Annotated in this window: 16 protein-coding genes; 12 read left to right on the top strand and 4 right to left on the bottom strand. The window is 65.6% G+C overall.

Annotated features, from left to right (window positions below; translation table 11 throughout):
• Positions 1 to 7 precede the first annotated feature (7 nt).
• From atpA to LDO41_RS15985, 9 genes are all read left to right on the top strand, one after another.
• Complete coding sequence (gene atpA, locus LDO41_RS16025) at positions 8 to 1,549, top strand: F0F1 ATP synthase subunit alpha (RefSeq protein ID WP_223989887.1); 1,542 nt, start codon at positions 8 to 10, stop codon at positions 1,547 to 1,549.
• Between the two features lie 71 nt (positions 1,550 to 1,620).
• Positions 1,621 to 2,496, top strand: a complete 876-nt coding sequence (gene atpG, locus LDO41_RS16020) for a F0F1 ATP synthase subunit gamma (RefSeq protein WP_223989885.1) — start codon at positions 1,621 to 1,623, stop codon at positions 2,494 to 2,496.
• Between the two features lie 33 nt (positions 2,497 to 2,529).
• Positions 2,530 to 3,933 (top strand): F0F1 ATP synthase subunit beta, encoded by a 1,404-nt coding sequence (atpD, locus tag LDO41_RS16015; RefSeq protein ID WP_223989883.1) that lies wholly within the window; start codon positions 2,530 to 2,532, stop codon positions 3,931 to 3,933.
• Between the two features lie 60 nt (positions 3,934 to 3,993).
• On the top strand, positions 3,994 to 4,410 hold the full coding sequence (locus LDO41_RS16010; RefSeq protein ID WP_223989880.1) for a F0F1 ATP synthase subunit epsilon: 417 nt from the start codon (positions 3,994 to 3,996) through the stop codon (positions 4,408 to 4,410).
• A gap of 806 nt (positions 4,411 to 5,216) precedes the next feature.
• A complete protein-coding gene (locus LDO41_RS16005) occupies positions 5,217 to 6,173 on the top strand; it encodes an alpha/beta hydrolase (protein WP_223989878.1) in 957 nt (318 codons plus the stop codon).
• Between the two features lie 107 nt (positions 6,174 to 6,280).
• Positions 6,281 to 7,369 carry a uroporphyrinogen decarboxylase gene (gene hemE / locus LDO41_RS16000; protein WP_223989876.1) on the top strand — a complete coding sequence of 363 codons (1,089 nt, stop codon included), beginning with the start codon at positions 6,281 to 6,283 and terminating at the stop codon, positions 7,367 to 7,369.
• Positions 7,370 to 7,892: 523 nt separating this feature from the next.
• Positions 7,893 to 10,253 (top strand): primosomal protein N', encoded by a 2,361-nt coding sequence (locus tag LDO41_RS15995; protein ID WP_455423705.1) that lies wholly within the window; start codon positions 7,893 to 7,895, stop codon positions 10,251 to 10,253.
• Between the two features lie 166 nt (positions 10,254 to 10,419).
• The gene (gene putA / locus LDO41_RS15990) at positions 10,420 to 14,394 is read left to right on the top strand and encodes a trifunctional transcriptional regulator/proline dehydrogenase/L-glutamate gamma-semialdehyde dehydrogenase (protein WP_223989874.1); all 3,975 of its coding nucleotides are present in this window, start codon (positions 10,420 to 10,422) and stop codon (positions 14,392 to 14,394) included.
• A gap of 143 nt (positions 14,395 to 14,537) precedes the next feature.
• Positions 14,538 to 15,689: a branched-chain amino acid ABC transporter substrate-binding protein gene (locus LDO41_RS15985; RefSeq protein WP_223989872.1), complete on the top strand. Its 1,152-nt coding sequence runs from the start codon at positions 14,538 to 14,540 to the stop codon at positions 15,687 to 15,689.
• A 72-nt stretch (positions 15,690 to 15,761) separates the two neighbouring features.
• On the opposite strand, the gene LDO41_RS15980 is transcribed toward LDO41_RS15985, so the two are convergent.
• Positions 15,762 to 16,499 carry a hypothetical protein gene (locus tag LDO41_RS15980; RefSeq protein WP_223989870.1) on the bottom strand — a complete coding sequence of 246 codons (738 nt, stop codon included), beginning with the start codon at positions 16,497 to 16,499 and terminating at the stop codon, positions 15,762 to 15,764.
• Between the two features lie 180 nt (positions 16,500 to 16,679).
• Between LDO41_RS15980 and LDO41_RS15975 the strand changes: the two genes are divergently transcribed.
• The 3 genes from LDO41_RS15975 (at position 16,680) to LDO41_RS15965 (ending at position 21,298) form a co-directional block, all read left to right on the top strand.
• Positions 16,680 to 18,767 (top strand): hypothetical protein, encoded by a 2,088-nt coding sequence (locus LDO41_RS15975; RefSeq protein ID WP_223989868.1) that lies wholly within the window; start codon positions 16,680 to 16,682, stop codon positions 18,765 to 18,767.
• Between the two features lie 201 nt (positions 18,768 to 18,968).
• On the top strand, positions 18,969 to 20,183 hold the full coding sequence (locus tag LDO41_RS15970) for a cation:proton antiporter (RefSeq protein ID WP_223989865.1): 1,215 nt from the start codon (positions 18,969 to 18,971) through the stop codon (positions 20,181 to 20,183).
• Complete coding sequence (locus tag LDO41_RS15965) at positions 20,183 to 21,298, top strand: YbdK family carboxylate-amine ligase (RefSeq protein ID WP_223989863.1); 1,116 nt, start codon at positions 20,183 to 20,185, stop codon at positions 21,296 to 21,298. Before LDO41_RS15970 ends, LDO41_RS15965 begins: the two co-directional genes overlap by 1 nt.
• Positions 21,299 to 21,330: 32 nt before the next feature.
• Here LDO41_RS15965 and LDO41_RS15960 read toward each other — a convergent pair whose 3' ends face one another.
• The 3 genes from LDO41_RS15960 to LDO41_RS15950 all read right to left on the bottom strand — a co-directional run bounded on the left by LDO41_RS15960 (position 21,331) and on the right by LDO41_RS15950 (position 23,163).
• The gene (locus LDO41_RS15960; RefSeq protein ID WP_223989862.1) at positions 21,331 to 21,810 is read right to left on the bottom strand and encodes a YMGG-like glycine zipper-containing protein; all 480 of its coding nucleotides are present in this window, start codon (positions 21,808 to 21,810) and stop codon (positions 21,331 to 21,333) included.
• 120 nt (positions 21,811 to 21,930) lie between these two features.
• Positions 21,931 to 22,395 (bottom strand): OsmC family protein, encoded by a 465-nt coding sequence (locus tag LDO41_RS15955; protein WP_223989859.1) that lies wholly within the window; start codon positions 22,393 to 22,395, stop codon positions 21,931 to 21,933.
• 18 nt (positions 22,396 to 22,413) lie between these two features.
• Complete coding sequence (locus LDO41_RS15950) at positions 22,414 to 23,163, bottom strand: MBL fold metallo-hydrolase (protein ID WP_223989857.1); 750 nt, start codon at positions 23,161 to 23,163, stop codon at positions 22,414 to 22,416.
• Positions 23,164 to 23,248 lie beyond the last annotated feature (85 nt).

The raw sequence follows: 23,248 nt of genomic DNA, 5'->3' as shown, positions 1-23,248 counted from the left end.
CATTGTGATGCAACTGAACCCCTCAGAAATCAGCGAGCTGATCAAGTCCCGCATCTCGGGTCTTGGCGCCGACGCTGAAGTGCGCAACACCGGCACGGTGATTTCCGTGACCGACGGTATCTGCCGCGTGCACGGCCTGTCCGGCGTGATGCAGGGCGAGATGCTGGAATTTCCGGGCAACACGTTTGGCCTCGCGCTGAACCTCGAGCGCGACTCGGTCGGCGCTGTGGTGCTGGGCGAGTACGAACACATTTCGGAAGGCGATACGGTCAAGTGCACCGGCCGCATTCTGGAAGTGCCCGTTGGTAAGGAACTGCTGGGCCGCGTGGTCAACACGCTGGGTCAGCCGATCGACGGCAAGGGCCCGATCAACGCGAAAGAAACCGACGTGATCGAAAAGGTCGCACCGGGCGTGATCGCGCGTCAGTCGGTGAGCCAGCCGGTGCAGACCGGTCTGAAGTCGATCGACGCGATGGTGCCGATCGGCCGTGGCCAGCGCGAGCTGATCATTGGCGACCGCCAGACCGGCAAGACCGCCGTGGCGGTTGATGCGATCATCAACCAGAAGGGCAAGGGCGTCTTCTGCGTGTACGTGGCAATCGGCCAGAAGGCTTCGACGATCGCCAACGTGGTGCGCAAGCTCGAAGAGCACGGCGCCATGGAGTACACGATCGTCGTGGCCGCCGCGGCTTCGGACTCGGCCGCCATGCAGTACCTGGCTGCCTACGCCGGCTGCACGATGGGCGAGTACTTCCGCGACCGCGGTGAAGACGCGCTGATCGTTTATGACGATCTGACCAAGCAGGCCTGGGCCTACCGTCAGGTGTCGCTGCTGCTGCGCCGCCCGCCGGGCCGCGAAGCCTACCCTGGCGACGTGTTCTACCTGCACTCGCGTCTGCTCGAGCGCGCAGCTCGCGTGAACGAAGACTACGTGGCCAAGTTCACGAACGGCGCCGTGACCGGCAAGACCGGTTCGCTGACCGCGCTGCCCGTGATCGAAACGCAGGCCGGTGACGTGTCCGCGTTCGTGCCGACCAACGTGATCTCGATCACCGACGGTCAGATCTTCCTGGAAACCGATCTGTTCAACGCCGGTATCCGCCCCGCTATCAACGCCGGTATCTCGGTGTCGCGCGTTGGTGGTGCCGCTCAGACCAAGGTCGTCAAGAAGCTGTCCGGCGGTATCCGTACCGATCTGGCGCAGTACCGTGAGCTGGCCGCGTTCGCGCAGTTCGCTTCCGACCTCGACGACGCGACCCGCAAGCAGCTCGAGCGTGGCCGCCGCGTGACGGAACTGCTGAAGCAGCCGCAGTACCAGCCGCTGCAGGTATGGCAGCTGGCCGCGTCGCTGTACGCAGCGAACAACGGCTTCCTGGACAACGTGGACGTGAAGGACATCCTGGCTTTCGAGAAGGGCCTGCACGACCACCTGAAGACCAAGTTCGCCGATCTCGTTGGCCGCATCGAGGATACGAAGGATCTCTCGAAGGACGACGAGGCCGCTCTGCGTGCCGCGATCGAGGATTTCAGGAAGTCCGCCGCGTTCTAACCGCGTGATTCCACGGATCGTGCCGCGCTGCCGGTAACGGCGCGCGGCACGGCACGAATGGAGAGGAAGATATGGCCGGAACGAAAGAAATTCGAACCAAGATCAAGAGCGTGCAAAACACGCGCAAGATCACCAAGGCGATGGAGATGGTCGCCGCGTCCAAGATGCGCAAGGCGCAGGAGCGGATGCGTAACGCCCGTCCCTATGCCGAGAAAGTACGGAACATCGCGGCGCACCTGGCTTCGGCCAACCCCGAGTTCAAGCACCCGTTCCTGCAGGCACGCGACATCAAGCGCGCCGGCATGATCGTGGTGACGACCGACAAGGGTCTGTGCGGCGGCATGAATACGAACGTGCTGCGTGCGGTGACCAACGAGCTGAAGAGCCTGCAGGATCGCGGTGTGGATGTGCAGTCCACCGCGATCGGCACCAAGGGCATGCAGTTCCTGGGCCGTGTCGGCGCAAAGGTGATTTCGCACGTCGTGCATCTTGGCGACACCCCGCATCTGGAAAAGCTGATCGGTGCGATCAAGGTTCAGCTCGACGCCTTCACCAATGGTGAGGTCGATGCCGTGTACCTGGCGTACACGCGCTTCATCAACACGATGAGGCAGGAACCGGTGGTCGAGCAGCTGCTGCCGCTCTCGGCCGACAAGCTGACCCAGACCGAAGACGAAAAGCGCGCCTACTCGTGGGATTACATCTACGAGCCGGACGCCCAGACCGTGATCGAGGAACTGCTCGTTCGCTACGTCGAGGCGCTCGTGTACCAGGCCGTGGCCGAAAACATGGCGTCCGAGCAATCGGCGCGCATGGTGGCCATGAAGGCCGCATCCGACAACGCGAAGAGCGTGATTGGCGAACTGCAACTGGTCTACAACAAGACCCGTCAGGCAGCGATCACGAAGGAGCTGTCGGAAATCGTCAGCGGTGCCGCGGCGGTTTAAGGCGTCAAGTATTCAAGCTATCGGAGATACGAAATGAGTATCGGAAATATTGTGCAGTGTATTGGCGCCGTGGTGGACATCGAGTTCCCGCGCGACGCCATGCCTAAGGTCTACGACGCGCTGACGCTGGAAGAATCCGGCGATGCGTCGTTTGCCGAGAAGGGCCTGACGTTCGAAGTTCAGCAGCAGCTCGGTGACGGCGTGGTCCGTACCATTGCGCTGGGCTCGTCCGACGGCCTGCGCCGCGGCATGGCCGTGAAGGGCACGGGTGCTCCCATCTCCGTGCCGGTTGGCCACGGTACGCTGGGCCGCATCATGGACGTGCTGGGTCGCCCGATCGACGAGGCCGGCCCGATCGTCGCCGACGAGAAGCGCGGCATTCACCAGAAGGCACCGAAGTTCGACGAGCTGTCGCCGTCGGTTGACCTGCTCGAAACCGGCATCAAGGTGATCGATCTGGTCTGCCCGTTCGCCAAGGGCGGCAAGGTGGGTCTGTTCGGTGGCGCCGGTGTGGGCAAGACCGTGAACATGATGGAGCTCATCAACAACATCGCCAAGCAGCACAGCGGTTTGTCGGTGTTCGCCGGCGTGGGCGAGCGTACCCGTGAAGGGAACGACTTCTACCACGAAATGAAGGACTCGAACGTGCTCGACAAGGTGGCCATGGTGTTCGGCCAGATGAACGAGCCGCCGGGCAACCGTCTGCGCGTGGCGCTGACCGGCCTGACGATGGCCGAGCGCTTCCGCGACGAAGGCCGCGACATCCTGTTCTTCGTCGACAACATCTACCGCTACACGCTGGCCGGTACGGAAGTGTCGGCACTGCTGGGCCGTATGCCTTCGGCCGTGGGCTACCAGCCGACGCTGGCGGAAGAAATGGGCAAGCTGCAGGAACGCATCACGTCCACCAAGACTGGCTCGATCACGTCGATCCAGGCCGTGTACGTGCCTGCGGATGACTTGACCGACCCGTCGCCCGCTACGACCTTCCTCCACCTTGACTCGACCGTCGTGCTGTCGCGTGACATCGCCGCGCTGGGTATCTACCCCGCCGTCGATCCGCTCGATTCGACCTCGCGCCAGCTGGACCCGCAAATCGTTGGTACCGAGCACTACGAAGTGGCCCGCCGCGTTCAACAAACGCTGCAGCGCTACAAGGAACTGCGCGACATTATCGCGATTCTCGGCATGGACGAACTGTCGCCGGAAGACAAGCTGTCGGTGTCCCGCGCACGGAAGATCCAGCGTTTCCTGTCGCAGCCGTTCCACGTGGCCGAAGTGTTCACGGGTTCGCCGGGCAAGTACGTACCGCTGAAGGAAACCATCCGCGGCTTCAAGATGCTGGTGGACGGCGAGTGCGATCACCTGCCCGAGCAGGCGTTCTACATGGTCGGCTCGATCGACGAAGCCTTCGAGAAGGCCAAGAAGCTCCAGTAAGCATTGCTACACGCCCCGCATACGTGCGGGGCGGCAACGCGATTGGACATAGGAGTTCACATGGCAACCATTCTTGTAGACGTCGTCAGCGCGGAAGCGTCGATCTTCTCCGGTCAGGCGAAGTTCGTGGCGCTGCCCGGTGAAGCCGGCGAGCTGGGCATTCTGCCCGGTCACACGCCGCTGATCACGCGCATTGCGCCTGGTCCGGTGCGTATCGAGAAGGAAGACGGCAGCGAAGAATTCGTATTCGTGGCCGGCGGCATTCTCGAAGTCCAGCCGAAGCACGTCACCGTGCTGGCAGATACCGCGATTCGCGGTACCGATCTGGACGAAGCGAAGGCTCAGGAAGCCAAGCGCGCGGCGGAAGAGCTGATGCAGAACCAAAGCAGCGACCTGGATCTGGCCCGCGCACAGAGCGAACTGGCCGTGGCCGCCGCTCAGCTGGCCGCGATCGCACGTCTGCGCCGGAAGAAGTAAAACGCCTCGCGGTCCGTGCCTGTTGTTTTTTTGGTGCGGAACGTGGAGCGGAACAAAAAAGGCAGCCACACGGCTGCCTTTTTTGTCGGAGCGACGATATATTTCGTTTCCTGAGCCGCAAAAAAAAGCGCGCGGGCCGGGGAGGCTCCGCGCGGACGGGAAAATCCCTTCGAGGGGTCAATTCGAAGGAACGGGTTCGGTTCAGGATGTACAAAGACGCCGATCAGCGAGCGTCAACGGTCTTCCTGGTGAGCCGGGCCAGCACATCGTCACATGCCGCTGGTCCGGTGAATCTGGGTACGGGCTTTCTTCACACTCTTGCTTCACACTCTTAGCTCACGGCACGATTAAATATCTTCCGCCGCAGCTTTCTTCTTATTTCCCACTGTTTTACCGGCAGCTACGCCGCCCAACTGCGGGTGTGTCAATGCATTGTGGGGGAAACTTTAGGGGAAGGCAGTAACAAAATGTATCCTTTTGCAAGTAGATGAAAGGGCGCCAGCGAAAAATACGGCGTTTTAAACACTTTTGAGCGGTTCCCGCTACGTGTACGCCACTTGCAGTTGTATTTTGTGCCAGCGGTAATAAGTGATCACTTGCAAGCTAGTGTCCTGAATGCATTACGTTTTTCAGGCCGCGATTATATGCATTCCCTACTTTTGGGGGATACGCATTTCGCCTGGCGGTAATTGTGTTCGGTACCGCATTCAGCGTTACGATTCGAAACGGTCACGCGCCACATATTGGCGCGCAGCGACCTATTACGACAGTTCGACTCTACATTCACACGCGATTTTCACTTTCACATGGCGATCGATCCCCAGCTTCTCGCTTACTACCAGCGCATGTCGGCCCACTTTGCGGGGGCACCAGCACCGGTGACGCCACCAGAGCGGCGCGCGCGTTTCGAGGAAGTGGCCGCCCTGTCGCAATTGCCCGATCCCGAGGGGACGACTGTCAGTGAACTCGTGGTGCCGCTTGCGGGGCGCGCGTTGGCGGCACGCCTGTTCCGGCCGGCTGGCATCGAGTCTCCCCGACTGATCGTGTACTTCCACGGTGGCGGCTGGGTGGTCGGATCTCCGCGCACGCACCATACGGTGGCGGCGCTGCTGGCAGCCGATACGGGGTGCGCCGTGGCCAGCGTCGATTATCGGCTGGCACCGGAATCGCCATTTCCCGCACCGTGCGACGACGCCACGGAAGCGGTGCAATGGTTCGCGGAGCAGCGCCAGGCACTCGGCCTCGCGCCGTCCTTTCTGGCGGTCGCGGGCGATAGCGCTGGCGCGCATCTGGCCGCGCAGGCCGCGGCCGAAGTCAATGCCGCCGCGAGTGCGGACGTAGTAAAGGCCCAGTTGTTGATCTATCCGGTAGCGGCGCCGGTGCTCACTACCGAAAGCTACCGCGCGTTTGGCGAAGGCGTAGGGCTTACCCACGACGAGATGCACTGGTTCTGGACCCAATTCATCGGGGCGGAAGCCTTGGCGCGCGGCGCCGACAACACTGACGCGCGCATGTACCTGATGGCTGCGGCGCCGCTGCGCCAGCCGCCCGCGAGCGTGGTGCTGGTGGCCGCCAATGACGTGCTGCGCGACGATGGACTCGCCTATGCGGACTTCCTTGTTCGCCACGACGCGCCGGTGGTCACGATCGAGGCCAGTGGCATGACCCATGGTTTCGCGCGCCTGCAGTCCGAGGCACCGCGTGCGCGCGAGTGGATGCGGCGCGCGGCCGAAGCGTTCCGCGCCATCGCCGACGAGGAATGACCTTGATGCCGTGACGGGGTCACTGCGGTAACGGCACGACAGCAGGTGCAGCGGAGGGTGTCCGCGCGCGAGGTGTCCCGTAGAATGGCGGTCTCACGAGGATCAACATGACCGCACTGCAGAACGACACCTTCCTGCGCGCGTTGCGCCGGGAACCGACCGAATACACGCCGCTCTGGCTCATGCGTCAGGCTGGCCGTTATCTGCCCGAGTACAACGCCACGCGCGCGCGCGCGGGCAGCTTCCTCGGACTGGCGAAGAACCCGGCCTACGCGACCGAAGTCACGCTGCAACCGCTCGACCGCTACCCGCTGGATGCCGCCATCCTGTTTTCGGACATCCTGACCGTGCCCGATGCCATGGGCCTGGGGCTGTCGTTCGCGCAGGGCGAAGGTCCGCGTTTCGCGCATCCGGTCCGCAACGAGGCCGATGTCGCTCGCCTGGCGGTGCCCGATATGGATTCGCTGAGCTATGTGTTCGATGCGGTGTCGGAGATCCGACGCGCGCTCGTGCAGGATGGCAAGCAACGTGTGCCGCTGATCGGCTTTTCCGGCAGCCCGTGGACGCTCGCCTGCTATATGGTCGAGGGCGGCGGCTCCGACGACTTCCGCACGGTCAAGAGCATGATGTATGGGCGGCCCGACCTGATGCACCGCATCCTCGAGATCAACGCGCAGGCCGTGGCGGCCTATTTAAATGCGCAGATCGAGGCTGGTGCGCAGGCTGTGATGATCTTCGACACCTGGGGCGGCGCGCTGGCGGACGGTATGTACCAGGCATTCTCGCTGGCCTACATGCGCCGGGTGCTCGAGGGCCTGCGGCGCGAGCACGACGGCCAGCAGATCCCGGCAATCGTCTTCACCAAGGGTGGCGGGCTGTGGCTCGAGCAGATTGCCGCGATTGGACCGGATGCGATCGGGCTCGACTGGACCGTCAATCTGGCTGAGGCACGTCGCCGCACCGAAGGCCGCGTGGCGCTGCAGGGCAATATCGATCCGACCGTGCTGTTTGCGCCGGAAGCGGCGATTCGCGCGCAGGTACGTGGCGTACTCGACAGCTACGCGGCCGGTGGCGGTAGCGATGGCCATGTGTTCAACCTCGGGCACGGCATCTCGCAGTTCACGCCTCCCGAGAACGTGGCGATCCTCGCCGACGAAGTGCACACGTACAGCCGCGCGCTGCGCGCCCAGTCCTGAAGCCGGAAAGCGGGCACCGCACGGGGGCGCGCGATGTATTGCGTTACCCCGCGCCGCAGCGAAACGTGCACATGTCGGGCGTTGGTAGCCTGAGAGGCGCATCCTACGCGGTGTCAAGTAAACTATTTTCGTCCGCATTCGCCAAAAAGGTGCCCCGCAGCGCGTGTCAAGGCTTGACTTATGCACACCGATAGGTTTGCGGCAGTGCACGAGCGGGTTACCCCTTAGCCCTGTCGGGGGATATGGGCAACCCATTGATTTTAAAGGCTTTGCATGTTCTTCAAACGGGCCTTGGAAAGCGATGGAAGCCTTGTTTCGCGAGGCTTGGCGGGTAGATCGCCCGACTTTTCAACAAAGTTATCCACAGGCAGGCGGATGGGCAGGCAAAACCGTTCATCTATCATCGACTTAGGGTCACATTTGAAGTTTTACTTTAAGTTGATGTTGCGCCGCACACAGGATTTGTCGCTCACCGCCATGCACAATGACCGCGCACCAGACCTGCACCGCCGCGGACAATTCCATGGTGACCAACAAGGCTGACGACGCGGCGTGCGTCGCGGCCGGACCACAGACAATGGGCACACATTTGCCGATCGCGCGTGTTGCGATCGACACGCCTGCGGACGACTGTTTCGATTACCTCGCGGCCGACCCGGCGGGTGCCTCGATCGCCCCCGGCGAACTCGTAGTGGTGCCGTTCGGCCGCCGCAGCGCGGTGGGTGTGGTGGTCGCGCTGGCTGACAGCACCGACGTGCCCGCCGACCGCCTGCGTCCGATCGCGGCGCGTGTCGACTGGTTGCCGCCGCTGGCGCCTGCGTGGCTCGCGCTCGCGCGCTTTGCCGCAGGCTACTACCAGCGGCGCCTTGGCGAAGTGATGTTGCCGGCGTTGCCGCCATCGCTGCGCGATCCCGACACGTGGTCGCGCCTCGGTGACCGCGCAAGGACCGTGCGCTACCGCGTGCGGCCCGGTCAGGCCGAAGCGCTGCGCGCCGCACTGCCGCCGCGCGCGAAGACCGTACAGGCGCTGGCCGAAGCGTTGATTGCCGCGGCTCCCCACTTCGATGCGGCCGGTCCCGACACCGACACCGAGAGCGCCGATGGCTGGATGCCGCTCTCGGTCGCGCGTACCCTTTGCAGCGCCGCGCCCGCCCGGCTCGGCGAATGGGTAGAGGCCGGCTGGGTGGAAGTCTCGCGATCGCTGGGGCCGTTGCTCGAGGTCGCGCCCGCGCAGGCGCCGTCCGCGCGTCCCGCGCTCCACGACGAACAGCTCGCCGCGGTGAAGGCGATCGGCGACGCCACCGGCTATGCGCCGTTCCTGCTGCACGGCGTGACCGGCAGCGGCAAGACCGAGGTGTATCTGCACGCGATGGAGACGGTGCTGGCCGCCGACCCCAGCGCGCAGGTGCTGATGCTGGTGCCCGAGATCAACTTGACGCCGCAGCTGCAGGCGCGTGTCGCGGCGCGGTTTCCGGCGCTGCCGCTGGCAGTTCTCCACAGTGGCCTGGCCGATCAGGAGCGGAGCCTGCAATGGCTCGCCGCTCACACGGGCGAGGCGCGCATCGTGCTGGGCACGCGCATGGCGATCATGGCATCGGCGCCAAACCTGCGGTTGATCGTGGTCGATGAGGAACACGACACGTCCTACAAGCAGCAGGAAGGCCTGCGTTACTCGGCGCGCGATCTTGCGGTCTGGCGCGCCAAGCAACTGTCGATCCCGGTCGTGCTCGGTTCGGCTACGCCGTCCATGGAAACATGGTGGCGCGCGGAGCAGGGCGCGTATCGCAAGCTCGTGCTGCGCGCCCGCGCGCAGGCCGACGCCGCGTTGCCCACCGTTCGCCTGATCGATCTGAACGTGGAGCGACAGCGGCAGCGGCCCATGCACGAGGGGCTGTCGCAGCCGTTACTCGAGGCGATCGACGCCCGTCTGGCGCGCGGCGAGCAGAGCCTGCTGTTCCTGAACCGGCGCGGCTATGCGCCGGTGCTCGCATGCGATAGCTGCGGCTGGCTGTCCGGCTGCCCACGCTGCTCGGCGTACCTGGTGCTGCATCGCCCCGAGCGGCGTCTGCGTTGCCACCACTGCGGCCTGGAGTCGCCGGTGCCGCATCATTGCCCGGACTGCGGCAATGTGGATATCGCCCCGCTGGGGCGTGGCACGCAACGTATCGAAGAGGCGCTGGCCGCGCGTTTTCCGCAGGCGCGCGTGGCCCGTATCGATGCTGACTCGACGCGCCGCAAGGGCAGTGCCCAGGCGATGTTCGACGGCGTGCACGCGGGCGAGGTCGATATCCTTGTGGGCACGCAGATGGTCGCCAAGGGCCACGATTTCCAGCGCGTGACGCTGGTCGGTATCGTCCATCCGGACGCGGCGATGTTCAGCCACGACTTTCGCGCAGCCGAGCATCTGTTCGCGTCCCTGATGCAGGTGTCCGGGCGCGCGGGCCGCGCGGGGCTGGCGGGCGAGGTGCTGATCCAGACCCGCTATCCCGACGCACCGGCGCTGCAGGCGCTGGCGCGCCACGACTACGACGGCTTTGCCGCAAGCCAGCTGCGCGAGCGGCGCCAGGCCTGCCTGCCGCCGTTTGCGTACCAGGTGTTGCTGACGGCCGAGCACCGCGAGCTGGAGCGCTCGCTGACCTTTCTGCGCGCGGCGCGCGAGAGGGCCGAGGGTTGCGCCGGTGGTGAGGAGGTGCAACTCCACGATCCGGTGCCGATGTCGATGGTGCGCGTGTTCAACAAGGAGCGCGCGCAGATGCTGATCGAAGCGGGCTCCCGCCCGCTGCTGCAACGGTTCGTGGCCGGATGGCTGCCATCGCTCGACGACCTCGGTGACGCCGGCCGCGGCGTGCGCTGGCAGCTGGAAATCGACCCGTTGCGTATCTGACCGACACTATCTGTGTGGCGAAAGTGCAACCCGGAGACCGTGGTTGCAACTAAGGGGTTGCACTAGGTTGCACCTCAGGACGCGACGCGCGTAACATGCGGGAAATTCCGCAGGCTGTCTCATGCTGTCGCCGGCCTGCTCGTGCATTCCTCGGAGAATTCCTCGCATGGCCACCACCACGCTCGGCGTCAAACTCGACGACGCATCGCGCGAACGCCTCAAGCGCGTCGCCCAATCCATCGACCGCACCCCGCACTGGCTGATCAAGCAGGCCATCTTCACCTACCTGGAGCAGGTGGAGCGCGGCTATCAGCCGAGCGACGCGGGTGCCGCCAGCGTGAGCGAGGCCGACGGCGTCGATGGCGCTGAAGTGGGCGGCGACGCCGTGCCGCAACCGTTCCTCGAGTTCGCGCAGAGCATCCAGCCGCAATCGGTGCTGCGTGCCGCCATCACTTCGGCCTATCGCCGTCCCGAAACCGAATGCGTCCCGGTGCTGCTCGAGCAGGCTCGCCTGCCGCAGAAGCAGGGCGAGGCCGCCATCAAGATGGCCAAGACGCTCGCGAGCCGCCTGCGCGAGCAGAAGGTGGGCACCGGCCGTGAAGGCCTCGTGCAGGGCCTGATTCAGGAGTTCTCGCTGTCGTCGCAGGAAGGCGTGGCACTGATGTGCCTGGCCGAGGCGCTGCTGCGCATCCCCGACAAGGCCACGCGCGACGCGCTGATTCGCGACAAGATCAGCGGCGCCAACTGGCAGTCGCACCTGGGCCAGAGCCCGTCTCTGTTCGTCAATGCCGCCACCTGGGGCCTGCTGTTGACCGGCCGGCTCGTGGCCACGCATACCGAGGCCGGGCTGTCGAAGGCGCTCACGCGCATCATCGGCAAGGGCGGCGAGCCGCTGATCCGCAAGGGCGTGGACATGGCGATGCGCCTGATGGGCGAGCAGTTCGTGACCGGTGAAACCATTTCCGAGGCGCTGGCCAACGCGCGCAAGTACGAAGCCGAAGGCTTCCGCTATTCGTACGACATGCTTGGCGAGGCCGCGATGACCGAGGCCGACGCGCAGCGCTACCTGGCGTCGTACGAGCAGGCGATCCACGCGATCGGCCAGGCCTCGCGCGGCCGTGGCATCTATGAAGGCCCGGGCATCTCGATCAAGCTGTCGGCGCTGCATCCGCGCTATAGCCGCGCGCAGCACGAGCGCGTGATCGGCGAACTGTATGGCCGCCTGAAATCGCTGACGATGCTCGCGCGCCAGTACGACATCGGCATCAATATCGATGCAGAAGAGGCGGACCGCCTCGAGATCTCGCTAGATCTGCTCGAGCGTCTTTGCTTCGAGCCCGACCTCGCGGGTTGGAACGGTATCGGCTTCGTGGTACAGGGCTACCAGAAGCGCTGCCCGTTCGTGATCGACTACCTGATCGACCTCGCGCGTCGCAGCCGCCATCGCCTGATGATCCGTCTGGTCAAGGGTGCGTACTGGGACAGCGAGATCAAGCGTGCGCAGGTGGACGGCCTCGAGGGCTATCCGGTCTATACGCGCAAGGTCTACACCGACGTGTCGTACATCGCCTGCGCGCGCAAGCTGCTGTCGGTGCCCGATGCGATCTATCCCCAGTTCGCCACGCACAACGCGCACACACTGTCGGCGATCTATCAGATTGCGGGCCAGAACTACTATCCGGGCCAGTATGAGTTTCAATGCCTGCACGGCATGGGCGAGCCGCTGTACGACCAGGTGGTAGGGCCGCTCGCCGACGGCAAGTTTGGCCGCCCGTGCCGGATCTATGCACCGGTGGGCACGCACGAAACGCTGCTCGCGTATCTGGTGCGTCGTCTGCTCGAGAACGGCGCGAACACGTCGTTCGTGAACCGCATCGCCGACGAAACGATCGCGCTCGACGAACTGGTGGCGGACCCGGTGGCCGTGGTCGAAGCCATGCATCGCGACGAAGGCGTGCTGGGCCAGCCGCATCCGCGCATTCCGCAACCGCGCACGCTGTACGGCAATGCGCGCGCCAATTCCGCGGGCATCGACCTGTCCAACGAGCATCGCCTTGCCTCGCTGTCCTCGGCACTGCTGGCCAGCACGAGCGATCAGGTACGCGCCGAGCCGCTGCTGGGCAACGACGCAGCGCGCGCAGATGCCGCGTTCGCGCCGGTGCTGAATCCGGCCGACCATCGCGACGTCGTGGGCCACGTGAGCGAGGCCACGCCGGCAGAGGTGGAAGCCGCGCTGGCGGCCGCGGTCAACGCCGCGCCGATCTGGCAGGCGACGCCGCCGGACGTGCGCGCCGCCGCGCTCGAGCGTGCCGCGGATCTGATGGAAGCGCAGATGCAGTCGCTGATGGGCGTGATCATGCGCGAGGCCGGCAAGACGTTCTCGAACGCCATCGCCGAGGTGCGCGAGGCCGTCGACTTCCTGCGCTACTACGCGGTGCAGGTGCGCGAAGGTTTCTCCAACGATACGCATCGTCCGCTGGGTCCCGTGGTTTGTATCAGCCCGTGGAATTTCCCGCTCGCGATCTTTACCGGCCAGGTGGCAGCTGCGCTGGCTGCCGGCAACCCGGTGCTGGCCAAGCCGGCCGAACAGACGCCGCTGATTGCCGCGCAGGCCGTGCGCCTGCTGCGCGAGGCCGGGGTGCCGGCTGGTGCCGTGCAACTGCTGCCGGGCCGCGGCGAAACCGTGGGCGCGGCGCTGGTGGGCGATGCGCGAGTGAAGGGCGTGATGTTCACGGGTTCGACCGAGGTCGCGCGCCTGTTGCAGCGTAACGTGGCGGGCCGCCTCGACGCGGCCGGCCGTCCGATTCCGCTGATCGCCGAAACCGGCGGCCAGAACGCGATGATCGTCGACTCGTCGGCACTGGCCGAGCAGGTGGTGGGCGACGTGGTGTCGTCGGCTTTCGACTCCGCCGGTCAGCGTTGCTCGGCGCTGCGCGTGCTGTGCCTGCAGGAAGATGTGGCCGACCGCGTGCTGGAGATGCTCAAGGGCGCGATGCGCGAACTCACGCTGGGCAATCCGGACCGCCTGTCGGTCGACGTGGGTCCCGTGATCGACGAGGAAGCGCGCGGCAATATCGTGCGCCATATCGATGCGATGCGTGCCAAGGGGCGCCGCGTGCATCAGGCCGATGCCGCCGTCATCGAATCCGCCGCATGCCGTCATGGCACTTTCGTGCCGCCGACGCTGATCGAGCTCGACAGCATCGAGGAACTGCAACGCGAGGTGTTTGGCCCCGTACTGCATGTGGTGCGCTATCCGCGCGCCGCGCTGGACACGCTGATCGGCCAGATCAACGGCACCGGCTACGGCCTGACGCTCGGCATCCATACGCGTATCGATGAAACCATCGCGCGCATCGTCGATCGCGCGCACGTCGGCAATCTTTACGTCAACCGCAATATCGTCGGCGCCGTCGTTGGCGTGCAACCGTTCGGTGGCGAGGGTCTGTCCGGCACCGGCCCCAAGGCCGGTGGCCCGCTATACCTGCACCGCCTGCTGTCGGTGTGCCCGCAGGACGCGGTAGCGCGTACGGTGCGCGGCTCCGATGCAAACGGTGCGCCCGATGTGCCGCGCCTGGGAAGCGAGGCGCTGGACGCGTTGCAGGTGTGGGCGCAGGGTGCGGGCGAGTCGGCACTGGCGGCTGCCTGCGTGCAGTTTGCCGCGGCATCGCCGGCGGGCCTCTCGGTCACGCTGCCCGGACCGACCGGTGAACGCAATACCTACTCGCTGCTGCCGCGCGAGCGCGTGCTCTGCCTTGCGCAACAGGAGTCCGATCTGGCGCTGCAACTGGCGGCGGTGCTGGCCGTTGGCGCGGAAGCCACCTGGGCCGATATCCCGCTGGCGAAGGGGCTGTTGGCACGGCTGCCCAAGGCAGTACAATCGCGCGTCCGCCTCGTTGCCGATCGTGGCGACTGGTCGTCCGCCGATGCCACGTTCGATGCTGTACTGCACCACGGCGACTCCGATCAGTTGCGCACCGTCTGCGAGCAGGTGGCTGCGCGCCCGGGTCCGATCGTCGGTGTGCAGGGGCTGGCGCACGGTGAACCGAATATCGCGCTCGAGCGTTTGCTGATCGAGCGCTCGCTGTCGGTCAACACGGCGGCGGCCGGAGGCAATGCAAGCTTGATGACGATCGGTTGAGATCCTCGGCCGTCGGCATGTCTAAGGGGGTGACGGCGCGGTGATCCCGCCGCCGTCGCGCAACCAGGGAACGGTTTGGGGCTGCCACCTCGGACCGCAATAAACGCCGACCACATCGGCACAGATGGGACCAAGGAGAACTGATGAACACGACCTTCCACAAGACGGCCATGACGATCGCCATGACCGTTGCCGGCCTGACCATGGCCTCGGCCGCATTCGCCCAGGCACAGGAAATCAAGCTCGGCTTTGCCGCACCGATGACCGGCGGCCAGGCGCAGTACGGCAAGGATATGCAGAACGGCGTGGTCCTCGCGATCGAGGACATGAATGCCACCAAGCCGAAGATCGGCGGCAAGGAAGTGAAGTTCGTTCTGGTCTCGGAAGACGACCAGGCAGATCCGAAGACTGGCTCGGTCGTCGCGCAGAAGCTCGTCGACGCCGGCATTCAGGGCATGCTCGGCCATTTCAACTCCGGCACCAGCATTCCGGCGTCGATGGTCTATAACCGCGCCGGCATTCCGCAGATCGCCATGGCGACGGCGCCCGAGTACACCAAGCAGGGTTTCAAGACCACGTTCCGCATGATGACGTCCGACACCCAGCAGGGTTCGGTGATCGGTGCGTACGTGGTGAAGAAGCTCGGCGCGAAGAACATCGCGATCGTCGATGACCGCACCGCGTACGGCCAGGGTCTGGCCGACGAGTTCGAGAAGGCCGCCAAGGCCGCCGGCGGCAAGATCGTGCGCCGCGAGTACACCAACGACAAGGCGGTGGACTTCAAGGCCGTGCTGACCAACATCAAGCGCAGCAACCCGGACGTGATCTTCTATGGCGGCGCGGAAACGCAATCGGCGCCGATGGCGAAGCAGATCAAGGAACTGGGCATGAAGGCGCCGCTGGTGTCGGGCGAGATGTCCAAGACGGACAACTTCCTGAAGCTCGCCGGCACGTCGTCGGACGGCACCGTGGTATCGCTGGCGGGTCTGCCGCTGGAGCAGATGCCCGGTGGCAGCGCCTACGAGAAGAAGTACGAGAAGCGTTTTGGCGGCAAGGTCCAGACGTACTCGCCGTACGCCTATGACGGCGCCACCGCGATGATGACCGCGATGATCAAGGCCGGTTCGGCCGATCCGGCGCGTTATCTGCCGGTGCTGGCCGCCACCAGCATGCCTGGCGTGACCACCAAGACGCTGGCCTATGACGCGCGTGGCGACCTGAAGGACGGCGGCATTACCGTCTACAAGGTTGCGGACGGCAAGTGGACCGTGCTGGAAACGGTTGGCGGCAAGTAAGTCACCGCCGCGGGTCATGAAGAGAGCGGGCCTTGTGCCCGCTCTTTTTTTTCGTCCCTTTCTGTCTCTCGCTTAATCGGCGTGCTGCGTCGTTTCCATGTCGTCCGCCGCGATCATCAGGGCGAGACGCGCCTGCTCCAGCGTATCGAGGGTGCCTTCGTCACCCGCCGCGCCGTGCTCGAGCACGTTCAGCCGCTCCTCTACCGTCGCGCGCAATCCACGCGCCACCAGGACTTCCGCCACTTCCACTGCATCGGGCAAGGTCGCCAGCGTGGCCACCGCGCGGGCATCGAGCGCGTCACCGGGGCTCGACGCGCCACGACTCGACTGCAGCATATAGTCGGCCAGCAATTCGACCATGGCGCCATTGCGCAGGTGGGCATCGACGTCGGCACGCGCGGTCAGCCAGTTGCCGTACCGCTCGGCGTCGAAGATGGCGATGTGGTGCTGCGGACCGTCGAACGTTGGCGGATTCAGCGTCAGGAACTGGCGCACCGCGCGCAGTTGGGACGGATCGAGCCGCGCGAGCAGCGCACCGCGTTCGGCCGGATGCGTGGCGGCCACCAGCGCGTGGCCGATGGCCTGCACATCGCCGAGGTCGTTCGCGCCGGGCGGCTGGACTGGCGCTGGCATCGGAGACTGAATCGGGGGCAACCCCTGTGCTGCCTGATCCCGGGCGCCACCGGCCTGATTCCCGTCCGCCGGCGGCGCAGCATCGGGTGCGGCGGACCGGTGCAGACGCACGACCACGGCGACGGTCGCGCCGCCTAACATCAAGAGCAGCAGGCCCTTGGCAACCCATCGAAGCATGGCGATCTCCCCTGAAACGGAGCGCTCTTTATAGCCCGGCACCGACCCGTGCCGAAATCGCCAACCGTCCAAATGCGGTGCGGGTGTGCGGGTTCCCGGGCCGATGGCAAGCCGAAACAGGCGCCTTTTCCCTCTTGTTCTCTCGCTAAGACAAGGCGCGGCTGGCGCATAATTCCGCACTTGCTGAAATTTTCTCCGAAGGAGCCGTCGGTGCAGGATGTGAGCTACGAGCGCGCGGTGGCGCTGGCCGAGGCGGGACGCCAGGATGAAGCGCTCCGAATTGCCGGGCAGCTCTGGCAGAACCAGCCGGACGTGGTGGATCATGCGACGCTGCGCGCGCAGTTGCTGGCCGATGCCGGCGACTTGCCGGCCGCGCTGGCTGCGCTCGACGAAGCCGTGGCGCGCTTTGGCGCCTCCGCCGGCGACCCCGCGTTGGCCTCCGCGTTGGCCCCCATTTCATCCGATGACGCGTCTGCTGACGCCACGGCAGCCACCACACTGGCGCCCGTGCACCGGCTGGCCTCGCTCGGCCTGATCGCGCATCAGTACGGCACGCTGCTGCTGCGCGCGGAGCGCCGGCGCGAGGCGCAGCCCTGGTTGCACGAGGCCGCGCAGCGCAATGGGCTGGCCACCGGCGAATGGGCCGCGCATTTCTATGCCGGCCTGGCCGCCTACGAACTCGAGGACTTCGCGCGCGCGGGCCGTTACTGGCATGACCTGCTTTATCGCGCCCCGGATCTCGGCGCCGCCGACATCCTGCCGCTGGTGCAGGCCCACCTTGCCCAGGCCGAGGCCACGGGAACGCCGGCCGAGCCGCTGCTGCGCATCTGTCTAGGGCGCATCGCTCTGGATTCCCCCGATCTGCTCGACCTCGATGCCGATGCTGGCGACGCGCTTGCCGCCGAGCAGGCCGCGCGCGTGTTGGCCGACGCGCCCGATCATCCCGAAGCACGCCGCCTGCGCGCGCCGCTGCGGCTGGCGTACGACCGGGCCGGTGCGCTGGAGGACCTAGCCGTCTATCTGCGCCAACGGCCTGACCCGCAGGCGCAGGTACGGGAACTGAGCTGGCGCCATCAGGCCAGTGCGGCAGGCAAAAACGGGGACGAGCCGAGCGCGCCGCCGGCGTGGCAGGGTTTTGCGCTGCGCGCCGACAGCGACGACGGCGCGGGCTACTACCATGCGGCCGCGGCGCTGCGCGACTTTATCGACGAGGTGCCCGCCGCGCGCACCGCGCTGCAGCCGGTCCTCGTGCAGGCATGCCGGACTGGCCTCGAGCGCTTCGAACAGTATTTCGCGACTGGCGATGGCGATGCGAACGGCCACGGCGGCAACGCCGATGCCCATCTCTATTCGCAGCTGTGCGGACTGCTCGCGCGCAGCCTGCCGGCCGATGCCGCCCACCTTGAGGAGCGGCTCGCGCTGCACCACAAGGGTATGGCGGCAAGCGAGTTTGTCGAGCACTGGATCGACATGCTCGATGCCCATGCCGGCGCGAATCAGTGGCCGAAGGTGGTGGAACTGGCGGCCGAGGTGCTGGCACGCTATCCGGTCGAACGCGACCCGTCGCGTGTGGGCTGGGCGTTCAGCCGCATGATGGGCGCGTGGGCGCGCATCGGTGGCAGCGCGGCGGCCGCGACGGCCGGCGACGCGCTGGCGCAGATGGATGCGCGGCTCGATGCACTGCCGGTGGAGGCGCGCAGCGAAGCGGGCCACGCCATGGCCCACTCGCGCGCGCACTATGCCGCGCTGCGTGCCGTGCCACTGGCGCCGGGCTCGCCTGCCATGGATCCGCACGATCGCGCCGATGCGCTGGACGAGATCGAAGCCCTGCAACGGCGTGCGCTAGTGGTCGAGGATCCCTGGCTGCACAATCGTTTCGGCGGGATCTGGCGCGACCTCGGCGATACCGAACGCGCGCTGGCGTTGTTCGAAACCGCGATCGCGCTGACCGAGGGCGATGCCTACGATCAGGCCCCGCCGCGCGCGCAGCGTGCACGCATCCTCGTGGGCCAGGAGCGCTACGAGGAGGCATTGGCCGATTTCACGGCTGCGCTCGCCGCGCGTGACACCGGCGACTTTTGGGACGCCGAAACCTACCTGCTCGCCACACAGGCGGCGCTGGGCCTTGCGCAACGCGAAGTCGCGCTCGGCTGGTTCGACCGCGCCCGCTCGTTGAACGCCGACAAGGGGCGCACGCGCGCGCTCTACGTCAAGGTGGAAGCAGCCCTCAAGGAGACGCGGCCGGCGTGGAAGATCTGGGGCGTCTGAGCACGCGGCGCACCCGCCACTAGACGCCGTCCACGCGCTGGCGCTCGGTTGGCCAGCGTACCAATCTGAAAAAACTACAAAAGCACCATCGGCGACGATGGTGCTTTTTGCTTGCTGTTCACGCAACATGCGCGCGGAATGCAAACACTGTCGGACAAACCCCGACAATCAAGTTGAAGTGCTTCCGTTACCATGTCGCCCATGAATGGACTGAGTCAACTTTTCCCCACGTTCCCCTTTGTCCCCGGCGGCCTGTTCTGGGTTGGCCTGGCGCTGATCGGCGCCGGTCTCGCCGGCGAACTCGGGCGGCGCTGGCTGGGCTTCCCGCGCATCGTCGGTTATGCGGTGGTTGGCCTGTTCGCGGGCACGCTGGGACGCAGCATCGTCGATGACAACATGATTGCGCAGACGCGCGTGCTGATCGACATGGCACTCGCGCTGGCGCTGTTCGAACTGGGCCATCGGCTCTCGCTGTCGTGGCTGCGCGCCAACCGCTGGCTGCTGTTTACCAGCGCCGCCGAAAGCCTGCTGACCTGGGGCCTCGTGGCCTGGGTGCTGCAATGGATGGGCGCCTCGCCGGGCGTGGCCATCCTCGCTGGCGGGATCGCGGTCAGTACCTCGCCGACCATCGTGTTGCAGCTCAAGAACGAACTGCGCGCGGAGGGGCAGGTGACCGAACGGCTGATGGCGATGGCCGCGCTCAACAGTATCTATGCCGCCACCATCGTGCAGGTGGCCACCGGCTGGCTCCACTCCGAATACGGCAACCTCGGCGCCGCGCTGCTGCATCCGCTCTATCTGCTGGTGGGCTCGTGCCTGCTGGCATGGATCGTGGGCAAGTTCGGCCATACCGTCTACACGCGCATGTCGGCCGACGATCACTACAGCTTCCTCGTGCTCGTGGGCCTCGTGCTCTTCACGCTGGCGCTGACGCGCCTGCTCAAGCTGTCGATGCCGCTCACGCTGCTGCTCGCGGGCATCGTGTTCAAGCACCAGGATCGTCAGCCGCATGTCTGGCCGACGCACTTCGGCAGCGCGGGCAGCCTGCTGATCATCGTGATGGTGGTCTCGCTCGGTCTGCCGCTCACCGCCCATGATTGGGTCGTCGGCGGTATGCTGGCGCTGGTGCTCGTGGTGATGCGGCATGTGGCCAAGCTCGTGGGTGTGGTGTCGCTGGGCTCGTTCTCGGGGCTGAGCCTGCGCCAGTGCATGGCGCTCGGGCTCGCGCTCACGCCGATGTCCGGCCTCGCCTATCTGCTGATGAGCGATATCGCGCGGCTGTATCCGAGCACGGGTGGCCCGCTGGCCTCGATCATCCTGTGCGCGCTGGCGATCGAACAACTGGTGAGTCCGCTCATCGCGACCTGGGCCCTGCGTTTCGCGGGCGAGGTACGCAGTAATGGAGGAGGGCGCTGATGTCGCTCGAACCGTTCAAGCATTCCGAGGCACTGACCTTCGGCGTCGAGCTGGAACTGCAGCTCGTCAATCGTCACGACTACGACCTCGCGCCGTTCGCCCCCGATCTTCTGCGCGCGCTCAAGGGCGCGCAGCACGCCGGCGATATCAAGCCGGAGCTCAGCCCGTCGATGATCGAGATCAGCACGGGCATCTGTCGCGATTACGCGCAGGCGCTCGACGAACTGACGACGATGCGCGACCTCATGAGCACCGCATCGAAATCGCTGAATCTCGGCATCTGCGGTGGCGGCACGCATCCGTTCCAGCAATGGTCGGATCGCACGATCTCCAATTCGCCGCGCTACCAGTACATCTCCGAACTCTATGGCTATCTGGCCAAGCAGTTCACGGTGTTTGGCCAGCACGTGCATATCGGTTGTCCGAGTGCCGACGAATCGCTGTTCCTGCTCCACGCGATTGGCCGTTACGTACCGCACTTCATCGCGCTGGCCGCCTCGTCGCCCTATGTGCAGGGCGTCGACACCGGCTTTGCGTCGGCACGCCTGAATTCGGTGGCCGCGTTTCCGATGAGCGGCCGCGCCCCGCACGTGCTGACGTGGGAGGGCTTCGGCGCGTACTTCGAGAAAATGCGCAAGACCGGCGTGATCGAGAGCATGAAGGACTTCTACTGGGATATTCGTCCCAAGCCGGAGTTCGGCACGATCGAGGTCCGCGTCATGGACACGCCGCTCACGGTGACGCGCGCGTGCGATATCGCCGCCTATATTCAGGCGCTGTCGCGGTATCTGTTGCTGTCGCGGCCGTTTATGCCGCAGGAAGATGACTACCTCGTCTACACGTTCAATCGCTTCCAGGCATGCCGGTTCGGGCTCGATGGCGAATACGTCCACCCGAACGAGTTGACGCGTATGCCGATTGCCGAGCACATCGTCTCGATCTGCGATGCCCTGGTGCCGCATGCTGAGGCGCTGGGCTCGCTCGATGCGCTCGCCAATATCCGCGCGCTGGCCGAGCGTCGCGATGGCGATGCGAGCTGGGTACGCGCGGCCGATGCGGAAGCGCACAGCCTGCGCGATACGGTCCGGCTGACCTGCGAGCGCTGGGAGGCCTGAGGCCACCCGGGCCTCCCCCGGCCTCCCCGGCCTCACTGCACCGAGTATCCCTTGCCGCTCATGCAGGCACGCCAGGCTTGCCAGTAGCTGCCCATGGCCTGCTCCTTGTTCGCCGATACCTGTGCGTTCTGCGCGTCAGCCTGACGGCGCTGCTGCCGGTGCTGCATGCCACCGGCCATGGTGCCCACGGCGGCGCCCGCTGCCGCGCCCTTGCCGGCATCGCCACCGATCGCGCCTGCCACCGCACCCATTGCCGCGCCTCCCGCGGCACCGCGCACGCGCTGACCGGACTGGGCCTGCGCGGGTGGCGGCGATGTGGCGAGCTGGGCGGGATCGACGCCGGTCTGCTGTTTCGCCCAGCCATTGCAGGCGTTATCGTCGCTTGCCTGTTGCTGCGTCGACTGGCCCTTGGCGGGATAAGCGACTGGCTTGCTTTGCGCCTGCGCTACGTTCGTCGATAACACGAGCGCTGTCACGCTCAAGCCGACGGTTAAGAATCTGACCTGTCTCATGGCGGCTCCCCGGCGCGAACCTTGTCGCGCGCTCGCAGCCAGTATTTGCAGCGGCCCGGAGGCAAGTCAATTGAATAAATTCGTGCGCGCGGTAAGCGATATAAGCACGATTTACTGCGTTCAATAAACCGGTTCGCAACGCACTTCAGACTTCACCGAGTTCGCGATATAGCAGGCGTCATGCGCGGCATGATGCAGATGATCGAGCTCCTCGCGCGTGGGCAGCCGCTCGCCCGAGAAGGTGACATGCGGGCGCATCGTGACAACGGTGATGGCGATGCGGCCCTCGGCGTTCTTCTCCATCACGCCGACGGCGTTGTCCACATAGCGATCGACGCGGAAGCGCGCCTTCGCCGCCAGTCCGAGAAACCACAGCATGTGGCAGGTCGAGAGCGACGCCACGAACGCTTCCTCGGGATCGACCGCCGCCGGGTCGGACATCGGCACCGGCACCACGTGCGGCGAAGCCGAGCCAGGCACCTCGATGCCACCATCGAAACGGATCACATGCCGGCGGCTGTAGCGCTTGTCGAGAAAGTCCTGATCGCCCCGCTCCCACAGCACTTCGGTCGTGTACTCGGACATGTCTTGGTTCCCTTGTGTTCAGGCGCCGTGCGGCACGCGCTCGCCGTCGCGTTCACGACCCTGCAGGCCCAGCTGCTGGTTGGCCGGTACGGCAATATCGATCATCTTCGGACGCGGCAGATCGAGCGTCTTCATCATCGCGATGAACTCGTCGCGCGAGCGCCCGGCCACGCGGCTGTTATGCGCGCGTTCCCGCGCGATCGACGACGAGGTGCGGCCCTTGTAGTCGTGCGCCGGGTACACCTGCGTGTCGTCGGGCAGCCGGAACAGCTTCAACGTCAGGCTGTCGTAGAGCGTACCCGCGTCGCCTGACTGGAAGTCGGTGCGGCCGCAGCCGTCGATCAGCAGCGCATCGCCGGTGAACACGCGGCGCACGGTGCCATCCGGCGTGGGTTCGTCCCACAGGTAGCTCATGCTGCCGGCGGTGTGGCCCGGCGTGTGCATCGCGCGCAGGACCTGGGTGCCGAAGGTCAGGGTGTCGCCATCGATCAACTGTTTGAGTGCCGGCTTGATATCGCAACCTGATGGCGCCGCGGTACCCGCGCCGGTCTGCTGCGCAACGTGGCCGGCGGACGTGATGTGGTCCGCATGCGCGTGTGTTTCCACCACCCATACGAGCCGCGCGCCGGACGCAGCCAGCAATGCCATATCGCGTTCGAACTGTCGGTCTACCGGATCGATCAGCAGCGCTTCGCGCGTGCCTTTGTCGATCAGCAGGTAAGTGAAGGTGGACGAGACGTCGTCGAACAGCTGATGGAAGGTCTGCATGGCGTTGCTTTCTTCTTGGTGGGTCGGGGCCAACGGCGCAGGGGAAATCATACGCGCGCGCCCGCGATCCGCAAGTTTTTGCGCC

Origin of the sequence: Cupriavidus pampae (assembly GCF_914271485.1) — a bacterium.
GTDB classification, from domain to species: Bacteria; Pseudomonadota; Gammaproteobacteria; order Burkholderiales; family Burkholderiaceae; genus Cupriavidus; species Cupriavidus pampae.
The sequence above is the reverse complement of the archived record's forward strand: the minus strand, read 5'-3'. Positions and strand labels throughout refer to the sequence as shown.

What these genes read in the sequence shown, in the direction of transcription:
- atpA (WP_223989887.1), top strand. Translation starts at nt 8, where the DNA reads ATGCAACTGAACCCCTCAGAAATCAGCGAGCTGATCAAGTCCCGCATC.
- atpG (WP_223989885.1), top strand. Translation starts at nt 1,621, where the DNA reads ATGGCCGGAACGAAAGAAATTCGAACCAAGATCAAGAGCGTGCAAAAC.
- atpD (WP_223989883.1), top strand. Translation starts at nt 2,530, where the DNA reads ATGAGTATCGGAAATATTGTGCAGTGTATTGGCGCCGTGGTGGACATC.
- LDO41_RS16010 (WP_223989880.1), top strand. Translation starts at nt 3,994, where the DNA reads ATGGCAACCATTCTTGTAGACGTCGTCAGCGCGGAAGCGTCGATCTTC.
- LDO41_RS16005 (WP_223989878.1), top strand. Translation starts at nt 5,217, where the DNA reads ATGGCGATCGATCCCCAGCTTCTCGCTTACTACCAGCGCATGTCGGCC.
- hemE (WP_223989876.1), top strand. Translation starts at nt 6,281, where the DNA reads ATGACCGCACTGCAGAACGACACCTTCCTGCGCGCGTTGCGCCGGGAA.
- LDO41_RS15995 (WP_455423705.1), top strand. Translation starts at nt 7,893, where the DNA reads ATGGTGACCAACAAGGCTGACGACGCGGCGTGCGTCGCGGCCGGACCA.
- putA (WP_223989874.1), top strand. Translation starts at nt 10,420, where the DNA reads ATGGCCACCACCACGCTCGGCGTCAAACTCGACGACGCATCGCGCGAA.
- LDO41_RS15985 (WP_223989872.1), top strand. Translation starts at nt 14,538, where the DNA reads ATGAACACGACCTTCCACAAGACGGCCATGACGATCGCCATGACCGTT.
- LDO41_RS15980 (WP_223989870.1), bottom strand. Translation starts at nt 16,499, where the DNA reads ATGCTTCGATGGGTTGCCAAGGGCCTGCTGCTCTTGATGTTAGGCGGC.
- LDO41_RS15970 (WP_223989865.1), top strand. Translation starts at nt 18,969, where the DNA reads ATGAATGGACTGAGTCAACTTTTCCCCACGTTCCCCTTTGTCCCCGGC.
- LDO41_RS15965 (WP_223989863.1), top strand. Translation starts at nt 20,183, where the DNA reads ATGTCGCTCGAACCGTTCAAGCATTCCGAGGCACTGACCTTCGGCGTC.
- LDO41_RS15960 (WP_223989862.1), bottom strand. Translation starts at nt 21,810, where the DNA reads ATGAGACAGGTCAGATTCTTAACCGTCGGCTTGAGCGTGACAGCGCTC.
- LDO41_RS15955 (WP_223989859.1), bottom strand. Translation starts at nt 22,395, where the DNA reads ATGTCCGAGTACACGACCGAAGTGCTGTGGGAGCGGGGCGATCAGGAC.
- LDO41_RS15950 (WP_223989857.1), bottom strand. Translation starts at nt 23,163, where the DNA reads ATGCAGACCTTCCATCAGCTGTTCGACGACGTCTCGTCCACCTTCACT.